The organism is Citrobacter sp. RHBSTW-00029 (genome assembly GCF_014104295.1).
GTDB classification, from domain to species: Bacteria; Pseudomonadota; Gammaproteobacteria; order Enterobacterales; family Enterobacteriaceae; genus Citrobacter; species Citrobacter youngae.
Genome location: NZ_JABXRT010000001.1, coordinates 21,278 through 43,765, shown reverse-complemented (window position 1 = coordinate 43,765; position 22,488 = coordinate 21,278). Strand labels below are relative to the sequence as shown.

Annotated in this window: 28 protein-coding genes; 1 reads left to right on the top strand and 27 read right to left on the bottom strand. The window is 58.2% G+C overall.

Annotated features, from left to right (window positions below):
* Positions 1–452: 452 nt before the first annotated feature.
* From HV041_RS00240 to HV041_RS00190, 11 genes are read right to left on the bottom strand one after another with little or no spacing between them, the layout of a single operon-like run.
* The gene (locus HV041_RS00240; RefSeq protein WP_016808254.1) at positions 453–830 is read right to left on the bottom strand and encodes a hypothetical protein; all 378 of its coding nucleotides are present in this window, start codon (positions 828–830) and stop codon (positions 453–455) included.
* Positions 827–3,685 carry a conjugative transfer ATPase gene (locus HV041_RS00235; RefSeq protein WP_016808255.1) on the bottom strand — a complete coding sequence of 953 codons (2,859 nt, stop codon included), beginning with the start codon at positions 3,683–3,685 and terminating at the stop codon, positions 827–829. Before HV041_RS00235 ends, HV041_RS00240 begins: the two co-directional genes overlap by 4 nt.
* A complete protein-coding gene (locus HV041_RS00230) occupies positions 3,685–4,095 on the bottom strand; it encodes a TIGR03751 family conjugal transfer lipoprotein (protein WP_016808256.1) in 411 nt (136 codons plus the stop codon). The genes HV041_RS00235 and HV041_RS00230 overlap by 1 nt, the downstream gene beginning before the upstream one ends.
* Positions 4,095–4,496, bottom strand: a complete 402-nt coding sequence (locus HV041_RS00225) for a hypothetical protein (RefSeq protein ID WP_223479954.1) — start codon at positions 4,494–4,496, stop codon at positions 4,095–4,097. The genes HV041_RS00230 and HV041_RS00225 overlap by 1 nt, the downstream gene beginning before the upstream one ends.
* On the bottom strand, positions 4,474–5,976 hold the full coding sequence (locus HV041_RS00220) for a TIGR03752 family integrating conjugative element protein (RefSeq protein ID WP_016808257.1): 1,503 nt from the start codon (positions 5,974–5,976) through the stop codon (positions 4,474–4,476). Before HV041_RS00220 ends, HV041_RS00225 begins: the two co-directional genes overlap by 23 nt.
* Entirely contained in the window at positions 5,966–6,916 is a 951-nt protein-coding gene (locus HV041_RS00215; RefSeq protein WP_016808258.1) for a TIGR03749 family integrating conjugative element protein, read from the bottom strand. The genes HV041_RS00220 and HV041_RS00215 overlap by 11 nt, the downstream gene beginning before the upstream one ends.
* Positions 6,916–7,575: a PFL_4703 family integrating conjugative element protein gene (locus tag HV041_RS00210; protein WP_016808259.1), complete on the bottom strand. Its 660-nt coding sequence runs from the start codon at positions 7,573–7,575 to the stop codon at positions 6,916–6,918. The genes HV041_RS00215 and HV041_RS00210 overlap by 1 nt, the downstream gene beginning before the upstream one ends.
* Positions 7,572–7,928, bottom strand: a complete 357-nt coding sequence (locus tag HV041_RS00205) for a TIGR03750 family conjugal transfer protein (RefSeq protein ID WP_004115534.1) — start codon at positions 7,926–7,928, stop codon at positions 7,572–7,574. Before HV041_RS00205 ends, HV041_RS00210 begins: the two co-directional genes overlap by 4 nt.
* A 12-nt stretch (positions 7,929–7,940) precedes the next feature.
* The gene (locus HV041_RS00200; protein WP_016808260.1) at positions 7,941–8,327 is read right to left on the bottom strand and encodes a TIGR03745 family integrating conjugative element membrane protein; all 387 of its coding nucleotides are present in this window, start codon (positions 8,325–8,327) and stop codon (positions 7,941–7,943) included.
* Positions 8,328–8,361: 34 nt separating this feature from the next.
* Positions 8,362–8,604: a TIGR03758 family integrating conjugative element protein gene (locus tag HV041_RS00195; RefSeq protein ID WP_003029734.1), complete on the bottom strand. Its 243-nt coding sequence runs from the start codon at positions 8,602–8,604 to the stop codon at positions 8,362–8,364.
* Positions 8,604–8,951: an RAQPRD family integrative conjugative element protein gene (locus tag HV041_RS00190; RefSeq protein ID WP_016808261.1), complete on the bottom strand. Its 348-nt coding sequence runs from the start codon at positions 8,949–8,951 to the stop codon at positions 8,604–8,606. The genes HV041_RS00195 and HV041_RS00190 overlap by 1 nt, the downstream gene beginning before the upstream one ends.
* A 184-nt stretch (positions 8,952–9,135) precedes the next feature.
* Here HV041_RS00190 and HV041_RS00185 point away from each other — a divergent pair, with 184 nt between their 5' ends.
* A complete protein-coding gene (locus tag HV041_RS00185) occupies positions 9,136–9,483 on the top strand; it encodes an FxLYD domain-containing protein (protein ID WP_016808262.1) in 348 nt (115 codons plus the stop codon).
* Between the two features lie 90 nt (positions 9,484–9,573).
* Here HV041_RS00185 and HV041_RS00180 read toward each other — a convergent pair whose 3' ends face one another.
* From HV041_RS00180 to HV041_RS00105, 16 genes are all read right to left on the bottom strand, one after another.
* Positions 9,574–10,332 (bottom strand): TIGR03747 family integrating conjugative element membrane protein, encoded by a 759-nt coding sequence (locus HV041_RS00180; protein ID WP_006785966.1) that lies wholly within the window; start codon positions 10,330–10,332, stop codon positions 9,574–9,576.
* Positions 10,325–12,424: a type IV conjugative transfer system coupling protein TraD gene (traD, locus tag HV041_RS00175; protein WP_016808263.1), complete on the bottom strand. Its 2,100-nt coding sequence runs from the start codon at positions 12,422–12,424 to the stop codon at positions 10,325–10,327. Before traD ends, HV041_RS00180 begins: the two co-directional genes overlap by 8 nt.
* Complete coding sequence (locus HV041_RS00170; RefSeq protein ID WP_016808264.1) at positions 12,417–12,905, bottom strand: hypothetical protein; 489 nt, start codon at positions 12,903–12,905, stop codon at positions 12,417–12,419. The genes traD and HV041_RS00170 overlap by 8 nt, the downstream gene beginning before the upstream one ends.
* Before the next feature lie 10 nt (positions 12,906–12,915).
* Positions 12,916–13,488 carry a restriction endonuclease gene (locus HV041_RS00165; protein WP_017145109.1) on the bottom strand — a complete coding sequence of 191 codons (573 nt, stop codon included), beginning with the start codon at positions 13,486–13,488 and terminating at the stop codon, positions 12,916–12,918.
* The gene (locus HV041_RS00160) at positions 13,488–14,021 is read right to left on the bottom strand and encodes an integrating conjugative element protein (protein WP_016807967.1); all 534 of its coding nucleotides are present in this window, start codon (positions 14,019–14,021) and stop codon (positions 13,488–13,490) included. Before HV041_RS00160 ends, HV041_RS00165 begins: the two co-directional genes overlap by 1 nt.
* A gap of 5 nt (positions 14,022–14,026) precedes the next feature.
* A complete protein-coding gene (locus tag HV041_RS00155) occupies positions 14,027–14,662 on the bottom strand; it encodes a transglycosylase SLT domain-containing protein (protein ID WP_016807968.1) in 636 nt (211 codons plus the stop codon).
* Complete coding sequence (locus HV041_RS00150; RefSeq protein WP_016807969.1) at positions 14,641–15,363, bottom strand: TIGR03759 family integrating conjugative element protein; 723 nt, start codon at positions 15,361–15,363, stop codon at positions 14,641–14,643. Before HV041_RS00150 ends, HV041_RS00155 begins: the two co-directional genes overlap by 22 nt.
* An 11-nt stretch (positions 15,364–15,374) precedes the next feature.
* Positions 15,375–16,133, bottom strand: a complete 759-nt coding sequence (locus tag HV041_RS00145) for a hypothetical protein (protein ID WP_016807970.1) — start codon at positions 16,131–16,133, stop codon at positions 15,375–15,377.
* A complete protein-coding gene (locus HV041_RS00140; protein WP_016807971.1) occupies positions 16,130–16,795 on the bottom strand; it encodes a PilL N-terminal domain-containing protein in 666 nt (221 codons plus the stop codon). The genes HV041_RS00145 and HV041_RS00140 overlap by 4 nt, the downstream gene beginning before the upstream one ends.
* A 136-nt stretch (positions 16,796–16,931) precedes the next feature.
* Entirely contained in the window at positions 16,932–17,180 is a 249-nt protein-coding gene (locus HV041_RS00135; RefSeq protein WP_004115558.1) for a DUF2442 domain-containing protein, read from the bottom strand.
* A complete protein-coding gene (locus tag HV041_RS00130) occupies positions 17,164–17,406 on the bottom strand; it encodes a DUF4160 domain-containing protein (protein ID WP_016807972.1) in 243 nt (80 codons plus the stop codon). The genes HV041_RS00135 and HV041_RS00130 overlap by 17 nt, the downstream gene beginning before the upstream one ends.
* Before the next feature lie 64 nt (positions 17,407–17,470).
* Positions 17,471–18,007: a single-stranded DNA-binding protein gene (locus tag HV041_RS00125; protein WP_016807973.1), complete on the bottom strand. Its 537-nt coding sequence runs from the start codon at positions 18,005–18,007 to the stop codon at positions 17,471–17,473.
* 60 nt (positions 18,008–18,067) lie between these two features.
* A complete protein-coding gene (locus tag HV041_RS00120) occupies positions 18,068–18,538 on the bottom strand; it encodes an STY4534 family ICE replication protein (RefSeq protein ID WP_016807974.1) in 471 nt (156 codons plus the stop codon).
* A gap of 635 nt (positions 18,539–19,173) precedes the next feature.
* Positions 19,174–21,183 carry a DNA topoisomerase III gene (locus HV041_RS00115; RefSeq protein ID WP_016807975.1) on the bottom strand — a complete coding sequence of 670 codons (2,010 nt, stop codon included), beginning with the start codon at positions 21,181–21,183 and terminating at the stop codon, positions 19,174–19,176.
* 15 nt (positions 21,184–21,198) lie between these two features.
* On the bottom strand, positions 21,199–21,753 hold the full coding sequence (locus HV041_RS00110) for a hypothetical protein (protein WP_016807976.1): 555 nt from the start codon (positions 21,751–21,753) through the stop codon (positions 21,199–21,201).
* A gap of 1 nt (position 21,754) precedes the next feature.
* Positions 21,755–22,480, bottom strand: coding sequence for a PFL_4669 family integrating conjugative element protein (locus HV041_RS00105; RefSeq protein ID WP_016807977.1), 726 nt, complete (start codon positions 22,478–22,480; stop codon positions 21,755–21,757).
* Between the last annotated feature and the right edge of the window lie 8 nt (positions 22,481–22,488).

Here is a 22,488-nt window from a genome sequence, read left to right as displayed (position 1 = left end):
AACGCCCCGCATATGTCTGTGCAATTGCGTTATTGTATATGCACACATACTGAATAGATACACTATGACAGCGATTCTTAACCTTACGTACAATGCAGCACTTTTCACTCGCGGACCAGACGGCATCCTTCATGGTTTCTCCTACTCCGAAGGCGAGCTATAGGGAATCCTGACTGCTTAGCAATACATTTATCCAATTTTCGACGTATCTCGAGTCTTAATGTGCCAGCCATAACAAAGCCAACGTCCTAGTTGATATCATCAACATAGCGCACGTTGGCTTAGGGTGAAACTCTATTTTCAAGGAGGAAACTTTATTTTCATCCCACACCTCGCGCGTTACCGTTTTACTAAAACTCGCCAGTCATAAAAAAACCGGCCCCAGCGGCCGGCATCAAAAAAGCATTCTGTTCTTTTTGTTATCATGCTCCTGGTGAAGACAAGTTTTCGTTTTAAACGTCCAGCCCGTTAATCCACAGCATCAGATACGCCAGGTCGGCCGAATCCGGCACCGTGATATACCAGCGCGGATGCGCATACTCCTCTTCCTGCGGCCAGCTCGTCTGTCCCGTCACGGTGATAAGGATGTTCACCGCCTGCTTCAGCTTTCCCTCAAGATAGATGGCCACGCTGCTGCTGAGTCCCACCCGGTGCGGGTGACAGGTCATTCTGACCGGACCGGTCAGGCGCTGCCTGAGCATTGCCCGCAGCCTCACCAGGTGCTGATGGGTCGCCGGGAGCACACCGGGCTCCCCCTGAGGCGACAGGGTGAACAGGGCTGAGCCACTGTGCTCATGAATAGTGGGTTCAGGGTACTTCAGTGTCATCATACCGTGGCAGGCTCCTGTTGTTTTTCCGTCAGACCGCGCAGACGGTCCAGATTCTGCGCGACGCGTTTTGCCGCCTCCAGTTCGCTGCAGTGAAATTCATTCATCAGCGCCCGGCGTTCGGCTTTCTCTTCTTTTTCCGTCATGCCCAGTGCCAGGAAGAGACTGGGCGGCACGGCACGAAACAGCGCTTCGATCCGTTTCGCCAGCACCACGCCTTCCGTATAACACCCCGACAGTTTACTGGCGGAAAGCAGCACCGATTCCTGCTCCGGCGTGAGCGCGCGAAAACGGCTGATATCTTTGACCTCTTCCGGAGGCATGGTCAGACAAATCCACCATTCCGCCATGTTAAGCATCTTTTCGGCAATGTCTGGGTAATCCTTAAGATTCTGGGTGGCCAGCCACAACCAGGCCCCGAGCTTACGCCACATCTTGACCACCTTGGTCATGTACGGCGACAGCAGCGGATTAACCGTCACGATATGCGCCTCATCCACCGTGAAGACAATATCCCGGCCCAGGAACTGGTCACGCTCCGCGATGTTGTTAATCATGTTGGTCATCGAGACCATGGTCAGGGCCATCTGCGCCTCGTAGCCCTCACGCGCCAGATGCCCCAGGTCGACCAGCGTCACGTCCGCTTCCGGCCACAGCTCCCCTTCACGGTTGAACAGCTCCGCTTCAAAGCTCCCGGCCTGAGTGAACATGCCCAGGGATTCCGCCATTTCCGCCGCTTTCGCCTTGCGCTGGGCATTGCGGACATTGATGACGCCCTCATCGTTGTCAGAGGCAATGTCGTACAGCGCCTTCTGCAGGTCAGACGGCAGCATCTGCCGCCCTTCCTTATACGTGGCATGTGCCGCCATCAGCAGCGCCTCACGTATCATCGCCCTGTCGGCACGCTTAAGGTCAGCCTCTTCTTTCGGGTCACCGCCGGTGATCATCATGCGCGCGGAGATTTCCATTTCACCGAGAACGTCACGCTTGTCATCCTCGCCATCGTCGTCCGTGTCGATATCCGGCAGGTCGCTCTCATCAACGGCCTGGGCGGCCAGGCCTTCTTCCACCAGTTTGTGAGCATCAGCAAACGGCGGCAGACTGACGCCGCTCCCGGGTTTGACGCTGATTTTATTCACCGTCAGCCCGAGGCTGTCAAAGAAGTCGGCCAGCAGGCCGAACGAATTCCCGGCCTCCGCAATAAACAGCCGCGGACGATGGACGGCCATCAGCTGGGAGAGCGCGGCACACAGCGTGGCCGACTTGCCCGCCCCGGTCGGGCCGAACAACAGCAGATGCGCGTTCTGGGTGCGGTCGAGCTTGTTGAGCGGATCGAATGTCAGGGTATCCCCGCCGCGGTTGAAAAAGCTGAAGCCGGGGTGCCCCGTGCCGGTTTCCCGCCCGGTTACCGGCAAAAGTCCTGCCAGGTGCTGAACCCATGTCAGACGGGTATACCAGTGTTTTCTGTCGCTGTCCGGGTTAAAGCACATCGGCAGCGCCCGCAGCCAGCTGTTCAGCGGACCTTCTTCAAACTCCGGCCGTACCGGCTGCAGACCGGCCCCGAGCAATACGGTGGACAGCTCCAGCCGCTTGCGCTTCAGGCTGGTCATGTCGTCGCCGCGCAGCAGGAAGGTGATCCCCGCCCGGTACAGCTTGTGCCGGTTGCCCAGATACTCTTTGACCGTCTTCACATCCTGGCGGACGCGGCCCGACTCGGTATTCTCACCGACCGCATTTTTCGACAGCCGGTTAAACTGCTCTTCAAGCCGGTCCTGGGGCTGTACCACCACGGTCATGCACACCATGGTCCCTTCCGGAAACATATCCATCAGGGCATTAATTTTCTTTTCACCCCGGCTTTTCTCGCCGGTCAGGGTGCCCGGCTCCGGCGGTGTACGCAGTTTTTCCACCGCCACCGCGCAGTGCGGCTTGTTGTCAATCCACCACACGCCGTTTTCCGGGTCTGAAACCGGCGGCGTGAACCACAGGGTTTCGGCAAAATCATTGCTGACCGGCACGGTGCCTTCAGGTGTCTCGCGCGGGTCTGCGTAAGCAGCCTGCCGATAGAGCGTGGTTTTCTCCACCCAGTCCGGTGACGGATTGAACAGCCGCAGCAGCCAGCCATGCACCTGCAGGCCGTTCTGCCGGGTGCAGCGGATCCCCGCCCCGCCCAGGGCATTAACGACCCGGTCGCACACCTGATTGAGCATCGCCACCGGCGGCATCGGATCCCGGCTTTTACCAAGCCAGCGATAAACAACCATCCGGGTGCGGCGCTGCTGCCCGCGCCACGGCTGGCCGGTAATCAGCGAGTCAGTAAAAAGTCCCTCAGGCCGGGAGATACTGCGGATATGGCGCTCCATTTCACCCAGCCAGGCGTCGGTAAACGCCGTGCGCTGTGCATGTGGTTTGACATACCCGCGCAGCCTGTCCAGGTACGCGTCAGTGTCGTCCTCGTCCTGGCAGAAGAACTGCACGACCCAGGGATTCACGTCATGTTCATCAAAGCTGTCCTGAAGTGCATCCTCAACCGAGTCCCGGATCTGTTCCAGGCGCTCTTCGGTTCGCCCTTCGGTCGCCACCGGTGTCACATCATAAACGGCCCCCACCGACACGCCGTCATCGAGCAGGAGACACTGCTCTTCATCGAGAAATTCTGCCCAGGGCAAAAAGTCAATGATGGACGGATTGGCGTGATAAACCTTCTCCTCATCCTGGCGCGTCATTTTCCCGGGGCGCTTCAGAGGTTGCCGGCCCTTCACGGCCGCGGTCAGGGTTTCATCTGCCTGAACGGACTGGCCGTCATCAACCGGCGTCTGCCGGTCGGTGGATTTATTACGCGTAAACAGTGAAAGCATTACAGGGCCTCCGTGCGCTCGCCAGGCATGGCATACTGCGTCTGGCTGTAGAACGGGAACACAGTGCTGTAACCCGGCACCGGCGTGTTACCGTCTGCCAGATGGGGATACAGGTACATCACCATGTCGGGGTTGGGCAGCCGGGGAAACTGCTGGGTGATTTCGCTTTCCTGAGTACGGCTGTAGCTGCGGTCGGCCTGCGCGTCCGCCTGCGTTTCGCTGCCAGTCAGCGGGCGTCGCAGCGTGTCGCGGACCGCCGCAGACTGGCGGGAAGTACTGCCGCCACCGTCCGCCCCGTTCCACAGTTCCAGCATGGTGTTATCGCCCGCCGGCAGCATTTCCTCTTTGGAGGTTGAGCAGCCGCTGAGCATCACACAGCTCAGGGCCAGAATGAAAACCGTTCTGTACATTACCGGTATCTCCTTTGTGAGGCGGCCGGATCGTAACCGCCGCAGATAAAAACGAACGCACTGACATTCAGCAGGTGCCCCAGCTCCCGTAATGTCATACGCGGGCAGTAAAGCCGGCGCGGGATTTTCGGGCTGCGCCACGAAACGGCACACTCCCGGGCACTGAGCGGCAGGGAGAACCTGCCGATATCCAGTAAAAGCTGGCCATCGCGCCAGCGCAGTAAAGGTGCGCCGGCAGGCAACAGCGCTACGGGTCGCAGCAACAGAACCGCAGAAGACGCAGGGATCACGTCAATATGCCAGCCTGCCCCGTCGCTGAACGTCCAGCACACGGATGAAAGAGGGAAAAACGTTATCTGTCCCGCCATGGCCGTGTACTCAGTCCAGTCCGCCGTTGTCACTGATGCCACCCGGCAGGGTGAAGTCGTAGCGCACCTTACGGCCCTTATCTTCATAATCAATGGCCAGCTGACGGGTGATATGCACGGCGAGACGGGCACCAGGCGGCACATAAATGGCATCAAACGTCATCCCGTAACGCTGTTTGATCCAGTCGGTGGTTTCAGACATGCCGCCGGAAATGGCTTTCCCCAGCGCCGCCTGTCCGGCGTCGCCGGTCATGGTGGCGGAAATGCCATTCACGTTATTCTGTGTGGTGTACTGCCCCTGGCTCATCGCTTCACCCGCCGCACCGGCAGCCGACAGGCCAAAAATGGTGGGCAGATAGGTGGAGGCATTGGACTTACGTTCGCCGCCAATGCACGGGATCCCGTTTTCATCCGAAATCCAGCCGATACCGCCACTGGTGCCGGTATCCTGTTTAGCCTGAGCGTTATTATTTTGCCCGCTGGCGTTGTTACTGGCGTCGGGTCTGGGGAGGGTGCGTACCGTACCGTCGGAAAAGACAAAGGTGACGCTGTTAACCTGCCCGCGCACACAGGACAGTGTCCAGTCTCCGCTGGCCGTCCCGGAAACAATCGCCCCTTCGACGTCCGGTAACTCGATGCCGTTCGCCGTCAGGTTATCCTTACCGATAAGCACCTTAAACGGATAAGGATCGGTCACGGTGCCGTTGATGGGCACACGGCCAAGCAGTGCCGTCATGGCGCGGCTGCCGACCAGCGTGGAATTTTCCGGCAGCGTGTAAACCGGCTCTGCGCTCTCTTCCGCCCCTTTTTCATTCGTACGTCCCTTCACTTTCTCCTCATAGGCCGCTTTCTGTCGGGTCAGCTCATTTTCACCCAGAAAAGAAGTCGGGAACTGAGGAGATGCCTTGCCGCTGGCCGCGTCCCGCGGGTCCGTCTCTTTCTGGTCCGTCGGCGCGACCCACATCATGCCGTCGCTGCCCTGAGAAGCCGCCCCCCCGGTACTGCTGCCCATGCCGTCCAGGCCCAGCCCCAGCGGGATATCGCTGTCCGCCGTTTTTTTCTCGGTGTCAGGCTTTTTGAGTTTGTCGGTCAGCTCCTGGATTTTCGCCGTCAGGCTCAGTTGTTCGTTCTGAAGCTGCGCCTGCCGCTTGTCGTACTGCTCGCGCAGACCATTAACGGCCTCATTCACCTGTCCTGAAACGTCCTGATTGCGTCGGCGCAACCGCTCGTTTTCTTTCACCAAATCCGCGTTCTGCTTATCCAGCGTTTTCTGGCGGTCACGCACATCGTTCAGCCGGCCGATAAGCGTGCGCAGGGTGTCCTCCGGCGTGTCGCCTTCCACACCCAGCGCCTTCAGTTCATCCGGCGAGAGATTATGCAGGGGGCCGCCGCTTTGTTTTGCCTGAGATTGTTCTGCCGGTTCGTTTTTGCAGCTTTTGAGCCCCACGGCCAGCCCGGCAATCACCACGGCCGGCACGATAATTTTCACCAGGGCATTAGATTTAATCTGCATGGCGGGCCTCCTGTTTTACCGTGCGGGCCGCTTTACGCAGCGCAGACGGCTCAGCAATAAATGCGCTCTCCGGACGACCGGCGGTCACCACATACACCGTGGTGGTGTCTTCCGGCGTGCCGGCAGGACCGACCCAGCGGTGCTGGAAGGTGGCGGACACAAACTGTCCCTGCAGCGAGCGTGGATCCAGAACGACCTTACGGCTGCCGGTGTTCGTGAGCCTGAGTGCCACCACGCTGCGGTTTGCCACACCCCAGCCAGCCAGCGGCGTGACCGTTAATGGTTCAGAGGGATACAGCGTGCTGACACGTCGGGGCAGATGAGGATTGACCGGATGAATACCCGGGACCGCCTCGACCGTACGTGCCGGAGCATAAAGGCTCTGAGCGGCATAGCGGGTCAGCAGCACCGGGATGGGGGCGCTGTAGCGGATTTTTTTACGCTTTGCCTGAGTACCATCATCGCTGCCGGTGGGAGCAGATGAGCCTGATCCGGAAGCAGCCCGGTCTGCACCACCTGGCTGACCGGCCGCATCGCCGGCGTGACTCAGCGTGCTGACATCACCGCTGTAGACCAGCCGCACCGGCTCAGTCGGCCCTTTTTCACCAGCGGCGATATCAAACAGCAGAACCTCGCCGCTTTCCACATCCTGCAGCTGCACCCGCGTCTGCGGAAAGGCGCTGTCGGCTTTCAGGTAGACGGCTCCCCCGGTGCTCTGCACCCGGAGTTTACCGTTAAGCGCCGGCGGAAAACCGACGCGGACGTTTTTGTCCACAAAGACCACCCGCTCCTGCCCCACCTTCAGGGGGATCTGCAGCGGAATACGCTCCCATTTCATCAGCTCATCTGCGCCGGCAGGACGTGATACCAGCATTGCCAGGGGCAGCAGGGCGAAGGACAGCGCCATCAGCCCGGCGCGGTAGTGGGGGTTTTTACTCATCACTGAAACACTCCTGACTTCTCCGGTTTAGGTGCAGGCGGTGCCGCCTCCAGACGCTGGGGCACACCGGCATAACAGTCCAGCGCCAGACCGAACGGGTTGCGCTCCGCATCACCTTCCCAGCGCACCACTTTAAGCGGGTAACGTACCAGGGCGCGTTTGACCGGCTCGGCATGGAAATATTCGTCGGCCACCACGTCCAGGCGGGCAATCCAGTGATCGCGATCCTGTACGGTCACGCTCTGTGACTGGTAACCGCGACCGGGCACTTCATACACCACGCGCACGCGGTCGGTGAGCTCCCCGGCGTCACCGCGTTTCTTTGCATCCGCTTTCAGGAAATCCTGACAGGACGGCGTCAGATACGGCGACAGCGCATTGATTTTGCCGGAATAATCCACCTCGCCGTTTTTCGGCCAGGCATTGAGCTGCTGAAAAATGTAGAACGCAAAGGAGTAGACCGTCGGGGGTGGCACTTCCCACCAGGGCCGCGTGCTGCCGGTACGTAAATCCGGCGGGTTATGCACGGTCAGCTTGCTGGGCGCCAGCATCCAGCCGGCACAGGTGAATAAAAGGAAAAAGGCGAGCACGGCGCAGGCGATGCGCAGCGTCTGAATATGCTGGTCGCGGTCTTTTACCGCATGGCGAAAACGGCTCATGAGGCTCTCCTGTTACGTTTCACTGACCAGCCCCGGGCATCCACTATCAGTTTCGGATTGCCCATCCCCAGCCGGCGTTTTTTCGTCTCCAGTCGCTGCCAGAGCCAGTTCTCAGGCTTACCGCGCTTGAGCCTGGCCATCCAGCGGCCGCCGAACCAGACGAGCAGCAGCGGCATGACCAGCAGGCCGGTGGGAACAACAACCCAGCCGGCAAGCGGGATAAACGGCAGTGACAGGAGCAGACCCGCACCCGCGCCGGCAAGGGCTGCCAGCCCCATCTCATGGGTGGTAAACCCGCGAAACACCACGGGCTCACTGTTGAGACGGTCAGGTAAAAAACGAATGGTCTGCATCGTCGCAGGCTCCTACAACAGAATGTCGGCAGACTTGCCGAGCAGCCAGATAACGGCAACCAGCAGCACCACACCCACCACCACAATGGCCCCGAATTTGGTCCAGGTGGCTTTCTCATTGCGGACTTCGGTGAAGGTGTGCAGGGCGGCAATGGCAACGTTGATAAAGGCAACGGCCGCCACGACCAGCCCCCCGATAACAATGCCGTCCTGCAGGTAGCCCTTGATTTGTCCCGACAGCCCGCTTCCGCCTCCGGACTCAGGCGCTTCAACGCTTGGCAAATCCGCAAAGGCCGGTTTGCAGGTGAGCCAGCCCAGCAGGGCAAGCGTACCGGCGCGGGTCAGCGTACGACTGCCGAAACGGCGCAGGCGGGCAACAACAGACTCAGAATGGTGCATGGGATTCATCTCCTGACTTAACGTTTTGAATGAGTTAACTGGCAAACATCCAGATACACACAAGCAACAGCAGCACGGTGCGGACGGCAAAACGCCCCAGGGCCGCGTCACGCACTTTGGTGTTACTCCAGCCGGTCCAGACATCCGACAGCGCCCACGCGGCCCATAAAAAAAGAAACGCCAGCAGTGCCCCGATGCAGAGCAGATGAAGGATGTTCACATCAAGACTGCCGGAGCCGGCTTTAAACGCGTTCGTTTGTTCGGATGTCATGGGCATCAGGGCCGCTCCCGCCGGTAATTACCGGCCACAAAAGACGGGTCACGCGGTTGCGCGCGGGAGGGCTCCAGATAGCGGTCAATGCCGCTGCGGATGGTGTTGAGATCGGATGTGGCCTGACGGTAATCAAAGAAAAAGCGGCCACGGTCAGCCGGGTCGGCCTGTGCAACCGCCACGCGGGCCCGTTCAAGCGACGCCTGAACCTGGTCCAGCTGACGCTGAACAGACGCAAGCTCGTCTTTCTCGGATGCCTGTGCAGCAGCTGATGCCAGAAAGGTCAGCAATACCAGGCCAGTGATGCCCGGGACACGACGGTTGCGCCGCATGGCCGGACGATGTGAGTTCATACGCACCTCCAGAAGGATTAAGGGGTGCGGACAGGATGCGGAAGAGGGAGCGTCGGGTCAGCGATAAACCCTAAACAGGAATTTCAAAATTAATTGCAGGTCTGTGCCGGTGGCAGGTTTAGCTGTAAATAAAGGTTCATTGTGATATTAAGAAAACTCAACGGTAAACAGAGGGAAAATGAAAATGATGAAGACTGTTCTGAAGGCCACGTTAATCACTGCACTGATTACCGGCCCTGTTCTTGCGGCCGACGGTACTGGCAAAGTCCAACTTTCAGACCTGCATTTCGCCACAGCAGCAAATGGTTTGCAGCAAATTGAAGGCACGGGAACAAACGTGTCAGGTGGGCCTGTGAAGACTGTAATTGTCAAATTCAACTTGCTTCAGAATGGGGCAGTAATAGGAAATACGGCAGCGATGGCTGAAAATCTGGAGCCGGGTCAGCAATGGAAGCTACAGGCCCCCTACGACAGCATAACCAACAAGCCAGACAGCTTCAAAGTGACAGAACTGACGGTATTTAATAACTGACACTGACGCGCCAGTAACGGTCGTTTCATGGCTTGTCTGCTGACGGCAGGCGCGCAAAACAAGTTTTGCACGCCTCCGTCCAGCCCTGATTTAAAGATACTTCTTGAACGACGCAGTGGTCACCGTTACGGCGATCCCCAGCAGAACAGCCGCCGGCAACAACAGCAGATTGGGGTAGACTGCCGTGGGCCAGGAAAGGTACAGCATGGCGGGCACCACAGCGGCCGGTTTGACCAGCTTCTTGGCATGATGATAGACAAACGAACTTTCATACCCCGCGCCGTACCGCCGCAGATCACGCCGCCCCAGCCCCTCAACCAGCGCCACCACCACGACCAGCACAAACAACGGCACGGACAGCACCAGGATGGTGACGCGTACCAGGGTGATAATGCTGATCCATACCGTGGCCAGCAGGTATTCACGCAGGTAGCCGGCAAGCCAGCCGCTCCAGCTGTTGATTTCCCGGGTGACGGCATTGTCACTGTGCATCTGGTGTGCATACTGCTGCCGGACCCAGTCCAGGAAGCCACTGTCCACAAAGGCCCACTGATAGGCGGTGCTCACCCAGCGCACAACCGTCACCGATGGTTCAGACAGCAGCAGGCTGCGGGTGAACTCTGTGGACAGCCACCCCAGCTCGGTGTTCATGACCGCTTCACTGTGCGCCGCCCCGGCTTCCGGCCAGAAGAAGGCGATGCCGATATATTCAATCAGCAGGCTCAGCAGCAGCGAGGACAGCACCACGCCCACCAGGGCCCATGGCCAGCCCCAGAGCAGATTATACAGAATGCCGTGCTTGCGTTCCGGCAGCGTCTGCTGCTGTGGGGGACGTTTTACCTCAGCCATTCGCCCCTCCTGTGACCGGCACGTTCAGGGCCGGACCGTCCCGCCACCAGGATTCGCCGCTGTGATAGCTGCGCCGCATCTCCTCCGCTATTTTCTCAATACTTTCCGGCATCAGCACATCATCAGCATCCCCGGCAGGCAGCGGCATGCGGATTTTCCACAGTTGCCCGCCTTCCAGCAGGGCAAACGCCTGCCCTTTTGGCAGCGTCACGATATCGGCCGGCTCCAGCAGCGGGACTTTTACCGTCCCGACGCGGTCCTGGGTGCTTGAGGTGAAGTCCTGGTCTGCATTGACATCCGCCGTGTCCTGGTGCCCGGAGACCAGCGTTTTGGTGTAAATCTCCACCTGCGGCAGCTGCGTGGTCAGCAGCTCGGCGGTGCGGTTCTCCCTGACGCGCAGCATAATCAGGTTGTTAAAGTTACCCTGTACCTGGGCCGTCTTGGCCGCATTCCCGATGCGTGCCTCAATATCAGAAGACGTCTGGGTATAGGCTGTCACCTGCATGCCGGCACCGCCCCCTTTGTTGATGAGAGGAATAAACTCATCCCCCATCAGCTCGTTAAACTCATCGCAGTGCAGGTTAATCAGGGACTTCCCTTCTTTCCCGCCCGGCAGGCCAGCATTGATACCGTGTTTATAAATGTGCCCGGCCACACTCACCAGATCGGCGAACATGGAGTTACCGACCGCGCTCGCCACTTCACTGTCACTGAGCGCATCGAGCCCCACATACACCACGGCTTTTTTACGGATGATCTGTTCCCAGTCAAAAATCGGCCGCGTGTCGTCAATGTCCTGATAATCCGGCGACAGCAGCTCGGCGGTCTTGCCGGTGGTCAGTTTTTCCAGCAGCGGCAGCAGCGACGCCACGATTTTGTCAAAGTAAGTACGGTCATAACGTACCGCTGACCGCAGCCCGTCAAGGATGGGATCATAGAGTTTTTTACCCTCTTCTGAACTCAGGGCAACCTCAATGGCCCAGATACGTAAGGCATCCGGCTGACCCTGCATGTTACGGGGCACGTCGTCCTCTCCCAGCACCTGCTGATTATTCTCAATCTGCGTCTGCAGAGCCGGCAGCTGCGCCTGGATGATTTTTTCCGCATAGCGGATATAGAGATCGGCGATATTGTTCACGTAGCGCATGATCAGCGTGTAGTCAGGGCGCTCACCCAGGGCGACCAGCGCACGGGCGATGATGTTGACGAACCGCCAGGCAAATTCGCGGAATGCCGCGCTGTTCCCCTCACCCGACAGCTGACCGGCCACGCGGGACGCCACCTCTGACACGCGACCAAAACGCCCGACGGCATTATAACGGGCTGAAATTTCAGGCCAGCCAAGATGAAAAATATACAGCTCGTCCCCGCGTCCGGCCCGGTGGGCCTCTGCCCAGACACGTTTCATCAGGTCTGCGTCGCCTTTCGGATCAAACACGATGGTGACTTCACCCCGCCGGATATCCTGGGTGACTAGCAGCTCTGCCAGCCGGGTCTTCCCGACGCGCGTGGTGCCGTACACCACCGTATGGCCAACGCGCTCCCCCAGAGCCAGGGTGACGTCTTTTTCGTCGGGCTCGATGCCGTGCAGCGCCGGATTGCCGCCCACCGGTGGTAACGGCCGCACCGGGTTCAGCGGCGTATCGGCACTCAGCAGCTTACCCAGCCAGGGCAGACGGTGCTCTGTCATCATTTCGAGCTGACGCGCCCCCAGGTAAAAGCGGTTTGGCTGCAGGTAACGGGCCACTTCAGGGCGCAGCGTATCCTGCAGCCGCTGGGTGTGTTTTTGCGTCCAGCGGAACCCCCGGCCTAGAAACAGGCGACGATGACTGACGGGGATCTGTTTAGTACTCATGACATAGCGCGTCAGGCGGCGGAGATTCCGGCGGTAGCGAATAATCTTCATCCCCTGATGCGTGCGGGTGACGGCCAGCGCCGCAAACCCGGCTGCGGTGACATAGCTGACAGTCGGAGCCAGAGCGACAGCCCAGGGTGCCTGCACACAGACATACGCCGCCATGCCCGATACCACGGCGGTATTCAGCTCAACGGCCGGACGCAGCAGGGCCTCAATGACGTAACGGTTACTCATCGTCTGCCTCCTTTATAATTTTACCGTCGGCCATACGGATATACGTTCCCCTCCCGGCACCGGCTTCCCTGCAGGAAAGGGAGTGGTAACGCAGGGCATCCGCCAGTAAGCGCCAGAGCACATACAGAACATTCGACAGGATGAAAAAAATGATCCATACGGCCCGCAATGACAGCAGGTAATTGTTCGCCGCGGTTTCTGTGGAGACGGCAGTGACGGTACAGGCTGCCGGCTTTGCCTCAGGCGGAGCCGCATTATCAGGCACCGGGCATTCCTCCCACATGTAATGTCCGGGCGGCGCGGTGCGCCATGCCGTTGCCTCCTTCTGCAACTGGTCGTTCAGGTCACTGACCGGATGGCCGAAAACAAGCCAGGCGAGCAGGCAGACACCGCCGAAAGCGGCAGGCACGAAAACGGCATGACGGAATAAACAGAACACAAGCCACAAAGCGTAGCGCAGGCTGTTCAGGATGATGTGCATAAAAGATTCCTCAGAGATACTGCCGGACGTCCTGCCCGGCGAGAATGGCCAGCAGGCGTTGCCCGCTGATGATGCGCAGGCGCGGTGACGCCATATGAAGGGTGCGGCTCATTTTTCCGGTACGGCCCGTGTGGATAAAGAGCCCCCGGCGGCCGGAGTGCAGGAGAAGTCGGTCGAAGTCCTCAACATGTGCGGGGGAAACAGCACGACTGTACCGTTTGGCCTGGATAAGCCAGTGCTCGCCGTCGATGATGACCTGGCCATCAAGGCCGCCGTCACCGCTGTAGGAGGCATTGCGCACCACGGTTAGCCCCTGACGTTCAAAGGCAGACAGCAACAGCTCTTCAAAGACATAGGGGCTGATTTTGCGCAGATAGGTCAGACGCTGCCCGTCTCCCGGCAGGAGGGTCAGTTTATTCAGTACCCGCCCCGCCGTTGCCCGGTATCGCCGGTGACGGCGGGTGCTGGCTTTCTCACGCCAGCGCAGGTTCAGAAAGGCCATCACCACCAGGAAAAGGACTATCAGTATGACCGCCCCATAAGGGTGTGCCATCAGCAGACCGTTGATATCTGGCGTGCTCATTACGGCTTAAACTGCTGCGTCAGGCCGGTATCGGTGATGAGTACCGGATAATGCTCAATCTGCAGGCGACGGGCCAGCTCGCTGCCGGAAGCCGGGGCCAGGCTGACACCGGGTGCCAGTTCGCGCAGCTCGCGCACGGTATCCATGTCTGTGACGTTGACTATCATCCCGGCCGCATGCTGTTCAGCCAGCGCGCCGGCATTGGCTTTCAGCCATTCACGGGACAGAGCATCATCCCCGATCAGAAACAACGCCCCGATGCCGGGCAACTGCAGCGGCCGGTCTGCTGTATTCCCCGGGCTCAGTTCAGGTGTGTTAACGGGTAACATACCCGCCATCCCGTCAGCCAGCGGAACACCGTGGTCCGGCTGGCGTGAAGGCTGTACGTCACTGACGCCGGGCATGCCGGGCTGTTTATTAACGGCCTCAAAATACGGCGCAGCATCTTCACCGCCCAGATCAGCAATCACATTCAGTTCAGCATGGCCGGTCAGGGGAAGGAGGGTAAACAGCAGTAAGGACAGCGTTTTCATCAGGGTTATCTCCCGGGTTCAGTCCAGACGAAGCCTGGATCGGGGGTGAGCGCAGCAACCGAGCGGGGCGCTTCAGCTGCCGGCGCAGAAATGCGGGGTGCAGGGCTGATTTTTGCCAGATGCCCTCTCACAATGGCGCGGTAACGTGCAGCAGGCTGACCACCTGCGGGATGGTGGTAGCAGCCGGCCGCATCCAGCCAGCTGCCTGGCTTACGCGCCCAGCACTCACGCAGAATGGTGGCGGCGGCGTTCAGGTTGGTGTAAGGGTCAAACGCATCCCACGTCGAGGCAAAATGATGACCGTTCCAGCCCAGATTGACCTGGGCAATACCGACATCGATGCGCTTAAGCGGGTGACTCTTCATAAAGACCTGCAGCGCCTGCCAGGCCTGCAGGCGCGTCTCATAGCGATACCCTTTGCCTGCCACATTGATGGTCCAGGGCCATGGCCGTATTCCGCGGGGAAGTTTGCGCGAAGACTCGCTCAGTGATACCGAGTAAAGCGCTTCGGGGGGCACGCCGTGCGCCATGGCCACGCGGACGTAACCCTCCGGCACCGTCTGGTCAGCATGGCCGTCAGGGACGGCCGACATCAGTAAGCCCAGCGCCAGTGCGCCGGTCAGAATGCTGCGATTGCCCATTTACCGTCTCCCGCCTGCTGCAGTAAAACCGGCATCAGGCCGTTACCAAAGCGCATCCACCGGCCGCCGTCGTGGTTAAGCGTGATCTGGCGCTTGCGGACCTTTTCCACGGGAATGTGATGGTCCCGCGCCCAGCTGCGAAGCGCATCATCACTGCCCTGGCTGTCGACCAGATAGATGTCCACCGGCCGGTTGTCAGCCAGCACGGCAGACAGTTTCGCGTCGCAGGTTGCGCAGTCTTTTGACCTGACGAACAGCGCCAGCCGGCCGCCACTGTCGTGCGCCACGCCGGAGGCGTTCCCCATATTGACCGGCAGTGTGCCCGGATACAGGCGCTGCCAGGCCGCGTTCACCTCACGCTGGAAATCAAGCTCTTTCTGGGTGCGGGCAAACTCTTCCTTCACCCACTTTTCAGCAAACTTACGGCGCTCTGCCGGCGTCTGCGCCTCGATACCGAGGGTGGAAAGCGGATCGAGACCCGGCGACTGGGTACCCCGGGGTCCCTTCATCAGCTGCTGATAACGCTGATAATCGTCGGCACTGAGTCCCCACTGACCGGCCTGCTGCTGCAGGTTTTGCTGTGCGGAGTCCGCCCGTTGTGTTGATTCCTGTCGGCTGACATCCATCTGTCCTGATGTGGTCGCGGCCAGGGTCAGGGGACTCAGCAGCATGGCGGCTAAAAAGGTATGTTTCAGTTTCATCATTCGCTCCGTTATTCTGCTCTGAGCACGGTCTGGCGGCCGTTAACCCGAAACGTCGCCTCACCATAACCGGCACTGACCAGCGTCCAGCCGGACACGGTTTCACCCTCTCCGACCAGGGCCACCTGCGACAGGTTGCTGTAGCCCCGGGGCGCGATGGCAGCCCAGGACTCTGCCCCCCGCTTCTCCACTCCCGTCAGCACAAAAGGCGCAGTGCGGGCCACGCGAAGGGATGGAGCAGAACGACGTGTGTCAGCGGGACGGGGCTTTTTTGCAGCAGGCTCGTTTTTTTTTACCGGTGAGGCGACAGGTGCGGCGGGTGCGGGTGCCGGCTGTGATTTCAGCGCTGTCAGCTGCTCAGTCAGCGCACTCAGGCGGGTTTCCAGCCCCTGCTGGGCGTCCTGAAGGGTTCGCAATGACTGACGCACGGCGTCGTCGCTGCCGGCCTGTTTCGCTGCTGCGCTCAGCTCCTGCTGCATCTCGCCAAGTTTTTTCCGGGTATCCTGCAGGCCGGTTTTGAGCGTGGTCACATCTGACTGCAGGGCCGCGACTGTCTCAACAGTGGCCGCTGTACTGCCCTGAGATTCAAGGCGTGCAAGGCGTTCATCAAGGTTCGATATGCCCAGACTGAAGGCGGTGTAGCCCAGCGCCAGAATGCCGGCCAGCGCCACACCGCTGGCAGCGCCCCAGATGAGGCGGCGGCGGGGACGCCAGCTGAATCTTTTACGGGCCGGAGCGGGGTCAGTATGGAATGGTTGCTGTTCGCTCATTTTCTCAGAAACCCTCCGCTGACAGGTTTAACGGGTACTGACTGAGGGGCGCTGATGGCCGGTTGTGACACGGCGGACGGCGCAGGCGTGGACCAGGTGCTGACCGGCGGCGGAAGCTGGGAGACCGGCAGCTGGTAGCCGTCGCGCAGGCTGTGGCAGACCACACGCTGTACATCATCCACCTCAAGCTGCCAGGCCGGACCGGCCAGGACCTGCAGGGCAGTACGCAGGCGCATCGGGCCCAGCTGGTACTGGACGGCCGGCAATGCCTGGCGGTAAAGCACGCCGTTGGCGGAGCCGGTCGCGCACAGGGAATAACCGGACTGGCGCAGGGCGTAACGCAGCGCATCCGCCACAGTAGGATGCAGGGATGACGGGATGCGAATATCAATAATTTGCGAGAGAGGGTCACGCTGGGCCGCCTGCGGATCGGTACTGACCAGCAGATAACGATCGTAGCGCACCACTTCCGGCGTCCGCGCATACTCGTCCGGAGAGACCGGCTGAACGTTGCGGGTGACGGTGGTGCCGGGTGTCGGGTCCGCAGGCTCACGTTGCTGCAACTTTTGCGGCTGGGAAACACAGCCCGCAAGGAGCAGCAGGGGAAGAACAGTGGCAAGCCTGCCTGGTGAAAATATGTTGTGAGAGGTGTTACGTTTCATCCGGAATTTTCCTGTACAGTGATAAAACAGCCCTCACTGTGCGGAATCAGTCCGGTTTCACTCAATTAACAACTGATTTTCCGTTGATGAAAAAAAACGCCGGCAAAAGCCAGCGTTTTTCACTAATAGCGCGCTGTCAGGCTACTTTATGGGGACGATGGGTCACATCGCCGCGGCCTTCAAGCAACCCCGCAATAGAAATGTCTTCGTCCAGCGCGTCCCAGTGGATACCACGGGGACTCAGTTCATAGCTGTTAAGCTGTTCAGTTGAAGCATGCAACAGGCGTGGAAACCATGCCAGCGGCACACCGATGGTACGGGCGTCGTTGAGTTCAACCCACATCGTGGCCTCATCGAAGCTGACCCGTTTAGCTGAAATAGTCATTCCAGGCCTCCAGAAACAATGCTTGGTTATCTTCAACGATCCCCGTCAGTTCTTTTAATACCCGTGAATTAAACCCATCGTTACTGGCCAGAGCCACTGATGGCGTTAACCAGAATTTGGCTTCACTACCTGCTTTCATTACGTGAATGTGTGCAGGTTCGAGCGGGTTACCTTCATTAGAATAAAAAAAGAACCGGAAACCGTTGATCCTCAGTATAACAGGCATGTCAGTTATCCTTAAATGCTGACCGGATTATGTGTAAGTTCAGAGCAACTGCCATAAAGGCTGTTCAGAGTGCATGGATTGCCGATTTTGGTACTCCATACCCGAATCCAATGAACGGTATATCGTCATCGAAGTCCATCGGTGGCGCACCGGCACTGCTGCCGGAAGCCTGGCCACTGTGAGTCGGTCCGGAAGGTTGCTGAGGCTGGCCCCAGTCATTCCGGGAAGACGTATTCTGACCGCTGCCGGACTGGCGACCGCCAAGCATCTGCATGGTGCCACCAATGTTTACCACCACCTCTGTGATGTATTTCTCCTGGCCAGACTGATCGGTCCATTTGCGTGTGCGCAGCTGGCCCTCGATGTAAACCTGGGAGCCTTTGCGCAGATATTCACCCGCAATTTCTGCCAGCTTGCCGAAAATAACCACCCGGTGCCATTCGGTCACTTCTTTCTGTTCACCGGACTGCTTATCACGCCAGCTCTCAGACGTGGCCAGAGAAAGGGTGGCAACTGCACTGCCATTGGGAATATAACGCACTTCAGGATCCTGGCCGAGATTACCGACAAGAATCACCTTGTTAACGCCGCGTGAGGACATAATCATTTCTCCTGTAAAGAATAAAGAAACACCCCGCGAACGGGGTGTGTCAGGTGCGCATCAGAATGAGTTTTCTGCGTAGTTTTGTTGTGCGGCAGAGCCATTCTGCGGCGGCACGGAGTCAGATTTTTCAGTCTTGTAGACCATGTCCTGGCCTATTTTGATCCAGTCCACCTTTATCAGGCGGGCTTTCAGACTGACACGCTGTTCGCCGGCATGCTCGCCCTTGTTCAGCGTAAATATGTCCGTGGACGGATTACTCAGGTTAAAGCCCAGCAGGACTTTTTTGTCTTCATCGACGGCTTTCTGGCAGCGGGCGATAAGGCTGGTAGCCTCTTTACCTGCGACAGAAATGTCAAAACGGACGTAGGCCGGATTGTCAGTCGGACCGCTCAGTGCATTGATTACGCAGCTGAGGAACGAGCCATTCTGATGGTTAACCTGGCGGATGTTGCTGAGATACCCGATGCCTTTAATAGTCAGGTTGAAGTACTCAGATTTTGCAGATGCAGAAGTATTGTTTGCAGACATGATGTTTTCTCCATGGAGGTAAAAATAGGTACGACGGAGAAACCATCTGCCCTGACGGGAGTGGTTTCCCGTCGGGGGTCAGGATCGGTTGAATCCTGAGAGTCTGGTATGTTGAAGGAACCTTCATCGCCGCGTCGTAATGCGCTTGTACAGGCGATATCTGCTTTCAAAGGTGCGCAGATGTACCAAAGTTTGCTCCCTTTCAGGTTACAGGAGCTTTCGCTGTAGCCACCCGAAGGCGATTCTCACAGGCTACTGAATCATTGGTGGTCGTATGAACGACGGTTTAGCACTTTTATAATTAAACCGTCCTCCCTGAATGTCAACGGTCAAAATGGAAAACGTGATCCGTAAAAATAAAAGGGCACCGTTTCCGGTGCCCTGGGGTCAGTGCCTTAACCTGCGGTCGTCTCATCTGTCTCCGGGGAATAATCCCGACGCGGTTTTCACGGAGTGCATGCGTCTTACAGGTCAGTTAGTGTGCAATAACTTCCTGCCAGGCCTGCTGGGGGTAAATCCCGTTAAAGTTTACCTTACAGCACCGTGGCCAGCGGGGCACCTATGCATCAAAGCCTGGCAACAATAGCAGAACCCGGCCCGGGGTTGTACAGTGAAATAGTTCAATACTGCGCGGATTATTCTGTTTTAGCCTTAACCGATGTTTTTTTACGCTTCGCTGCTTTCTTCTTACCTGTACTGATAATTCCCTCACAGTCCGGATAGCGTATGCACCCCCCAAAATCACCATTTTTACCTTTACGTTTACGCGGGGGTCCTTTGCATAACGGGCAGGGAGGCGTGACGGGAGCAGTAATTTTCACACTGTCCTGGCGGCCTTTTTCGACAAGGTGACGGGTCCACTGCAGCTGCTTTTGCATAAAGACCGCAAGCGACATTTTCCCCTGCGAAATATCATCCAGTGCCTGCTCCCATAATGCGGTCATGCCCGGGCTCGTCAGCGTTTCCGGCAGGGCCGCAATCAGCTCCCGGGCCATCTGCGTTGAGTGGATGTGCTTCCCTTTTTTCTCCAGATAGTGTCGTTTGAAGAGGGTTTCAAGCACGGCCGCACGCGTCGCCTCTGTGCCCAGACCGGCGTTATCACGCAGCACTTTCTTCAGCTTCGGGTCACTGACGAAACTGGCCGCGTTCTTCATGGCAGCAATCAGCGTCCCCTCCGTGAACGGTTTGGGCGGACTGGTTTTCATATCCTTAACCTCAGAACCGGTGACAGCGCAAATATCCCCTTTTGCCAGCGCCGGCAGCGCCATACTGTCACCGTCGACGTCCTCTTCATCGTCATCTTTTTCAGCCAGGAACAATGACTTCCAGCCCGTCACCACACCGACTTTCCCGCGTGTACGGAACAGCTGTCCACCGATATTGAAAGAGGCCTCCGTCACGTCAGATTCCTGCAGCGGAAGGAACTGGGCGAAATAATGCTGGCGAATCAGCTGGTAGACCTTCAGCTCATCGGCGCTGAGGCGTGACAAATCAAATGCCTGTCGGGTGGGAATGATGGCATGGTGCGCGGTGATTTTTTTGTCATTCCAGACACGCGAGACAAACTGCCTGTCCAGCTGATTCAGTACCGGGGCCACAGCCGGATCGGATTTCGCCACTGCCGCCAGCACGTCGGATATTTCCTGCTGCATGGAAGTTGGCAGAAAACCGCAGTCTGTACGGGGGTAGGTGGTCGCTTTGTGGGTTTCGTAAAGTGACTGAGCAATGGCGAGCACATCATTTGCGCCCATGCCGAATTTTCGGGAACAGACCTGCTGAAGGGTGCCCAGGTCAAAACAGAGGGGTGCCGCCGTTTTCTCCCGCTTCTGTGTCACCTCCAGTACCGCAGCCCTGCCCTGCTGCTGACACAGCTGTCCCACCGCCCGGGCAGCCTGAGGATTGATGCAACGCTTTTCCTCATCACAGTACTGCTCAACGGGCACCCAGCCAGCCCGGAACCGGACGCCCTCTTTTTCAATAAGCGCATGTACCTGCCACCAGGGCTTTGGCACGAAGGACGTAATTTCATTATCCCGGTTAACCACCATGGCAAGCGTCGGCGTCTGTACCCGCCCGACGGACAGCACTTCTGACACCCCTGAGTCACGGGCCTTGAGAGTATAAAGGCGGGTCAGGTTCATACCGATGAGCCAGTCAGCCTGGCTCCGGCCCTTGCCGGCATCGTACAGCAGGGCTGTTTTTTCTCCGGGAAGAATATTGCCCAGTGCTTCCTTCACACTGGCCTCATCCAGGGCTGACAACCAGAGCCGGCGTACCGCGCCACTGTAGCGGCAGTATTCCAGCAGCTCACGCGCGATCACCTCGCCCTCGCGGTCGGCATCGGTGGCGATGACCACCTCAGAGGCCTTTTTGAGCAGCTTACTGATAACAGTGAACTGCGATTTTGTCTGCTCCTTGACGACCATTTTCCAGGCCTCAGGCAGCACAGGCAGAACATCGGCACGCCACGGCCTGCCATACTGCTCGCCATAGGCTTCAGGGCTGGCAGTTTCGAGTAAATGGCCGACCGCCCAGGTCACAACGATGTTACCGCCGCTGATAAATCCCTGCTCACGCTTGCTGATGCCCAGCACGCGGGCAATATCCTTTGCCTGGGAGGGTTTTTCACACAGAAAGAGTTGCATGTGTTGCCTCCCGCATCAGCTTTTTTCACCCGCCGCAACAGCGCGGACATCATTCATCAGTTTCGTGACGCCGGACCGGGCCAGGCGCTGTGATGATGATGAGCGATAGACAACATAGAGCCTGCTGCCGGACCCGTTTTTTTCGATTTCGATATCCAGGTGATCACGTCCGTTCCAGTCGGAGCCCATTTTGTAGTAGCTGCCCGGCATGGCGTCCCAGACGGGATGCGCATCATCTTCAGCCGCCGCTTTCCAGTCCCCGTCATTTGCTGCCTGGCGCATGGACTCAAGCTCCTGCGTGGAAATGAATTTATAGTGCCGCTTTAAGCGGGCCGCTGCCGTATCCACATCGACCGGCACGGAGAACGTTTTATCGACGGACTGCATGGCCTGTTGCCCTGCCGGGCTCATCAGCGGCATCCCGCCACTTTCTCCGCTGCTGTTGCCGCCCAACGTTTTTGTCAGGTTTGCGGCTGTGTCACTGACCTGTTTATTAATCGCAGCCCAGTCCGTTGTTGCGCATCCGCTCAGTAAAAAGAAGGAGGTGAGGAGGAACACAGGACGAATCATATTATTCCTCCTCTGCTATGTTGTTTTTAAGCGGAGGTGAGAACGAAGAGCGTTTTTTACCGCTTAACACATCCGGATCAGGTTCGCCATTTCGCTCAATGGCAACAAGCCCTTGCGTGGTTTTTTCTGCAATATCACGGCGAGTCACTGCAAGTGTTCGGTAAGGCTGAATCACGCCATAGACCTGACGAACAGCATGGCCACCATTGTCCAGGATAGTGTCACGTTGCGAACGCGAAATCAGCCCGTAATGAAAAGCCTGGAAAGCTTTCATTGCTAACTGATCATATCCAACCAGAAGCCATACGCACCGGTATCCTAACGGTGAACGGCTGAAAACGCTGACATTTAACGGATCGGCTGATTCAACTTCCGAGAGCGTTACCCCTTTGGGTACGGCTGACAATATGGCATCCAGTGAACTGAAGTTTTCATTAATTTTAAGTGTTGCTCGTTGCAGGGCTTCTTCGAGCCGTACCAGAGCCATATCGGCATAGGGATTATCTGCCGCTGAGTCTCGGGAAGCATTACCAGCTCGCGCAATGGCTTGCGGCATGCTGATTATTTCAGGCCTCTTTTTTTTCACCCCTGTATCGTCCGGAGCATCACGTTTCCTGCCCTCCCAAAGCCGGATTGCATAATGTGTATGGAGCAGGATATTAACAGAGGACTGTAGGGCCCCCGCTCGTGAAGCGGTCGTTCCGCCCTTTGTTTTACCATCAGACATGTCTAACG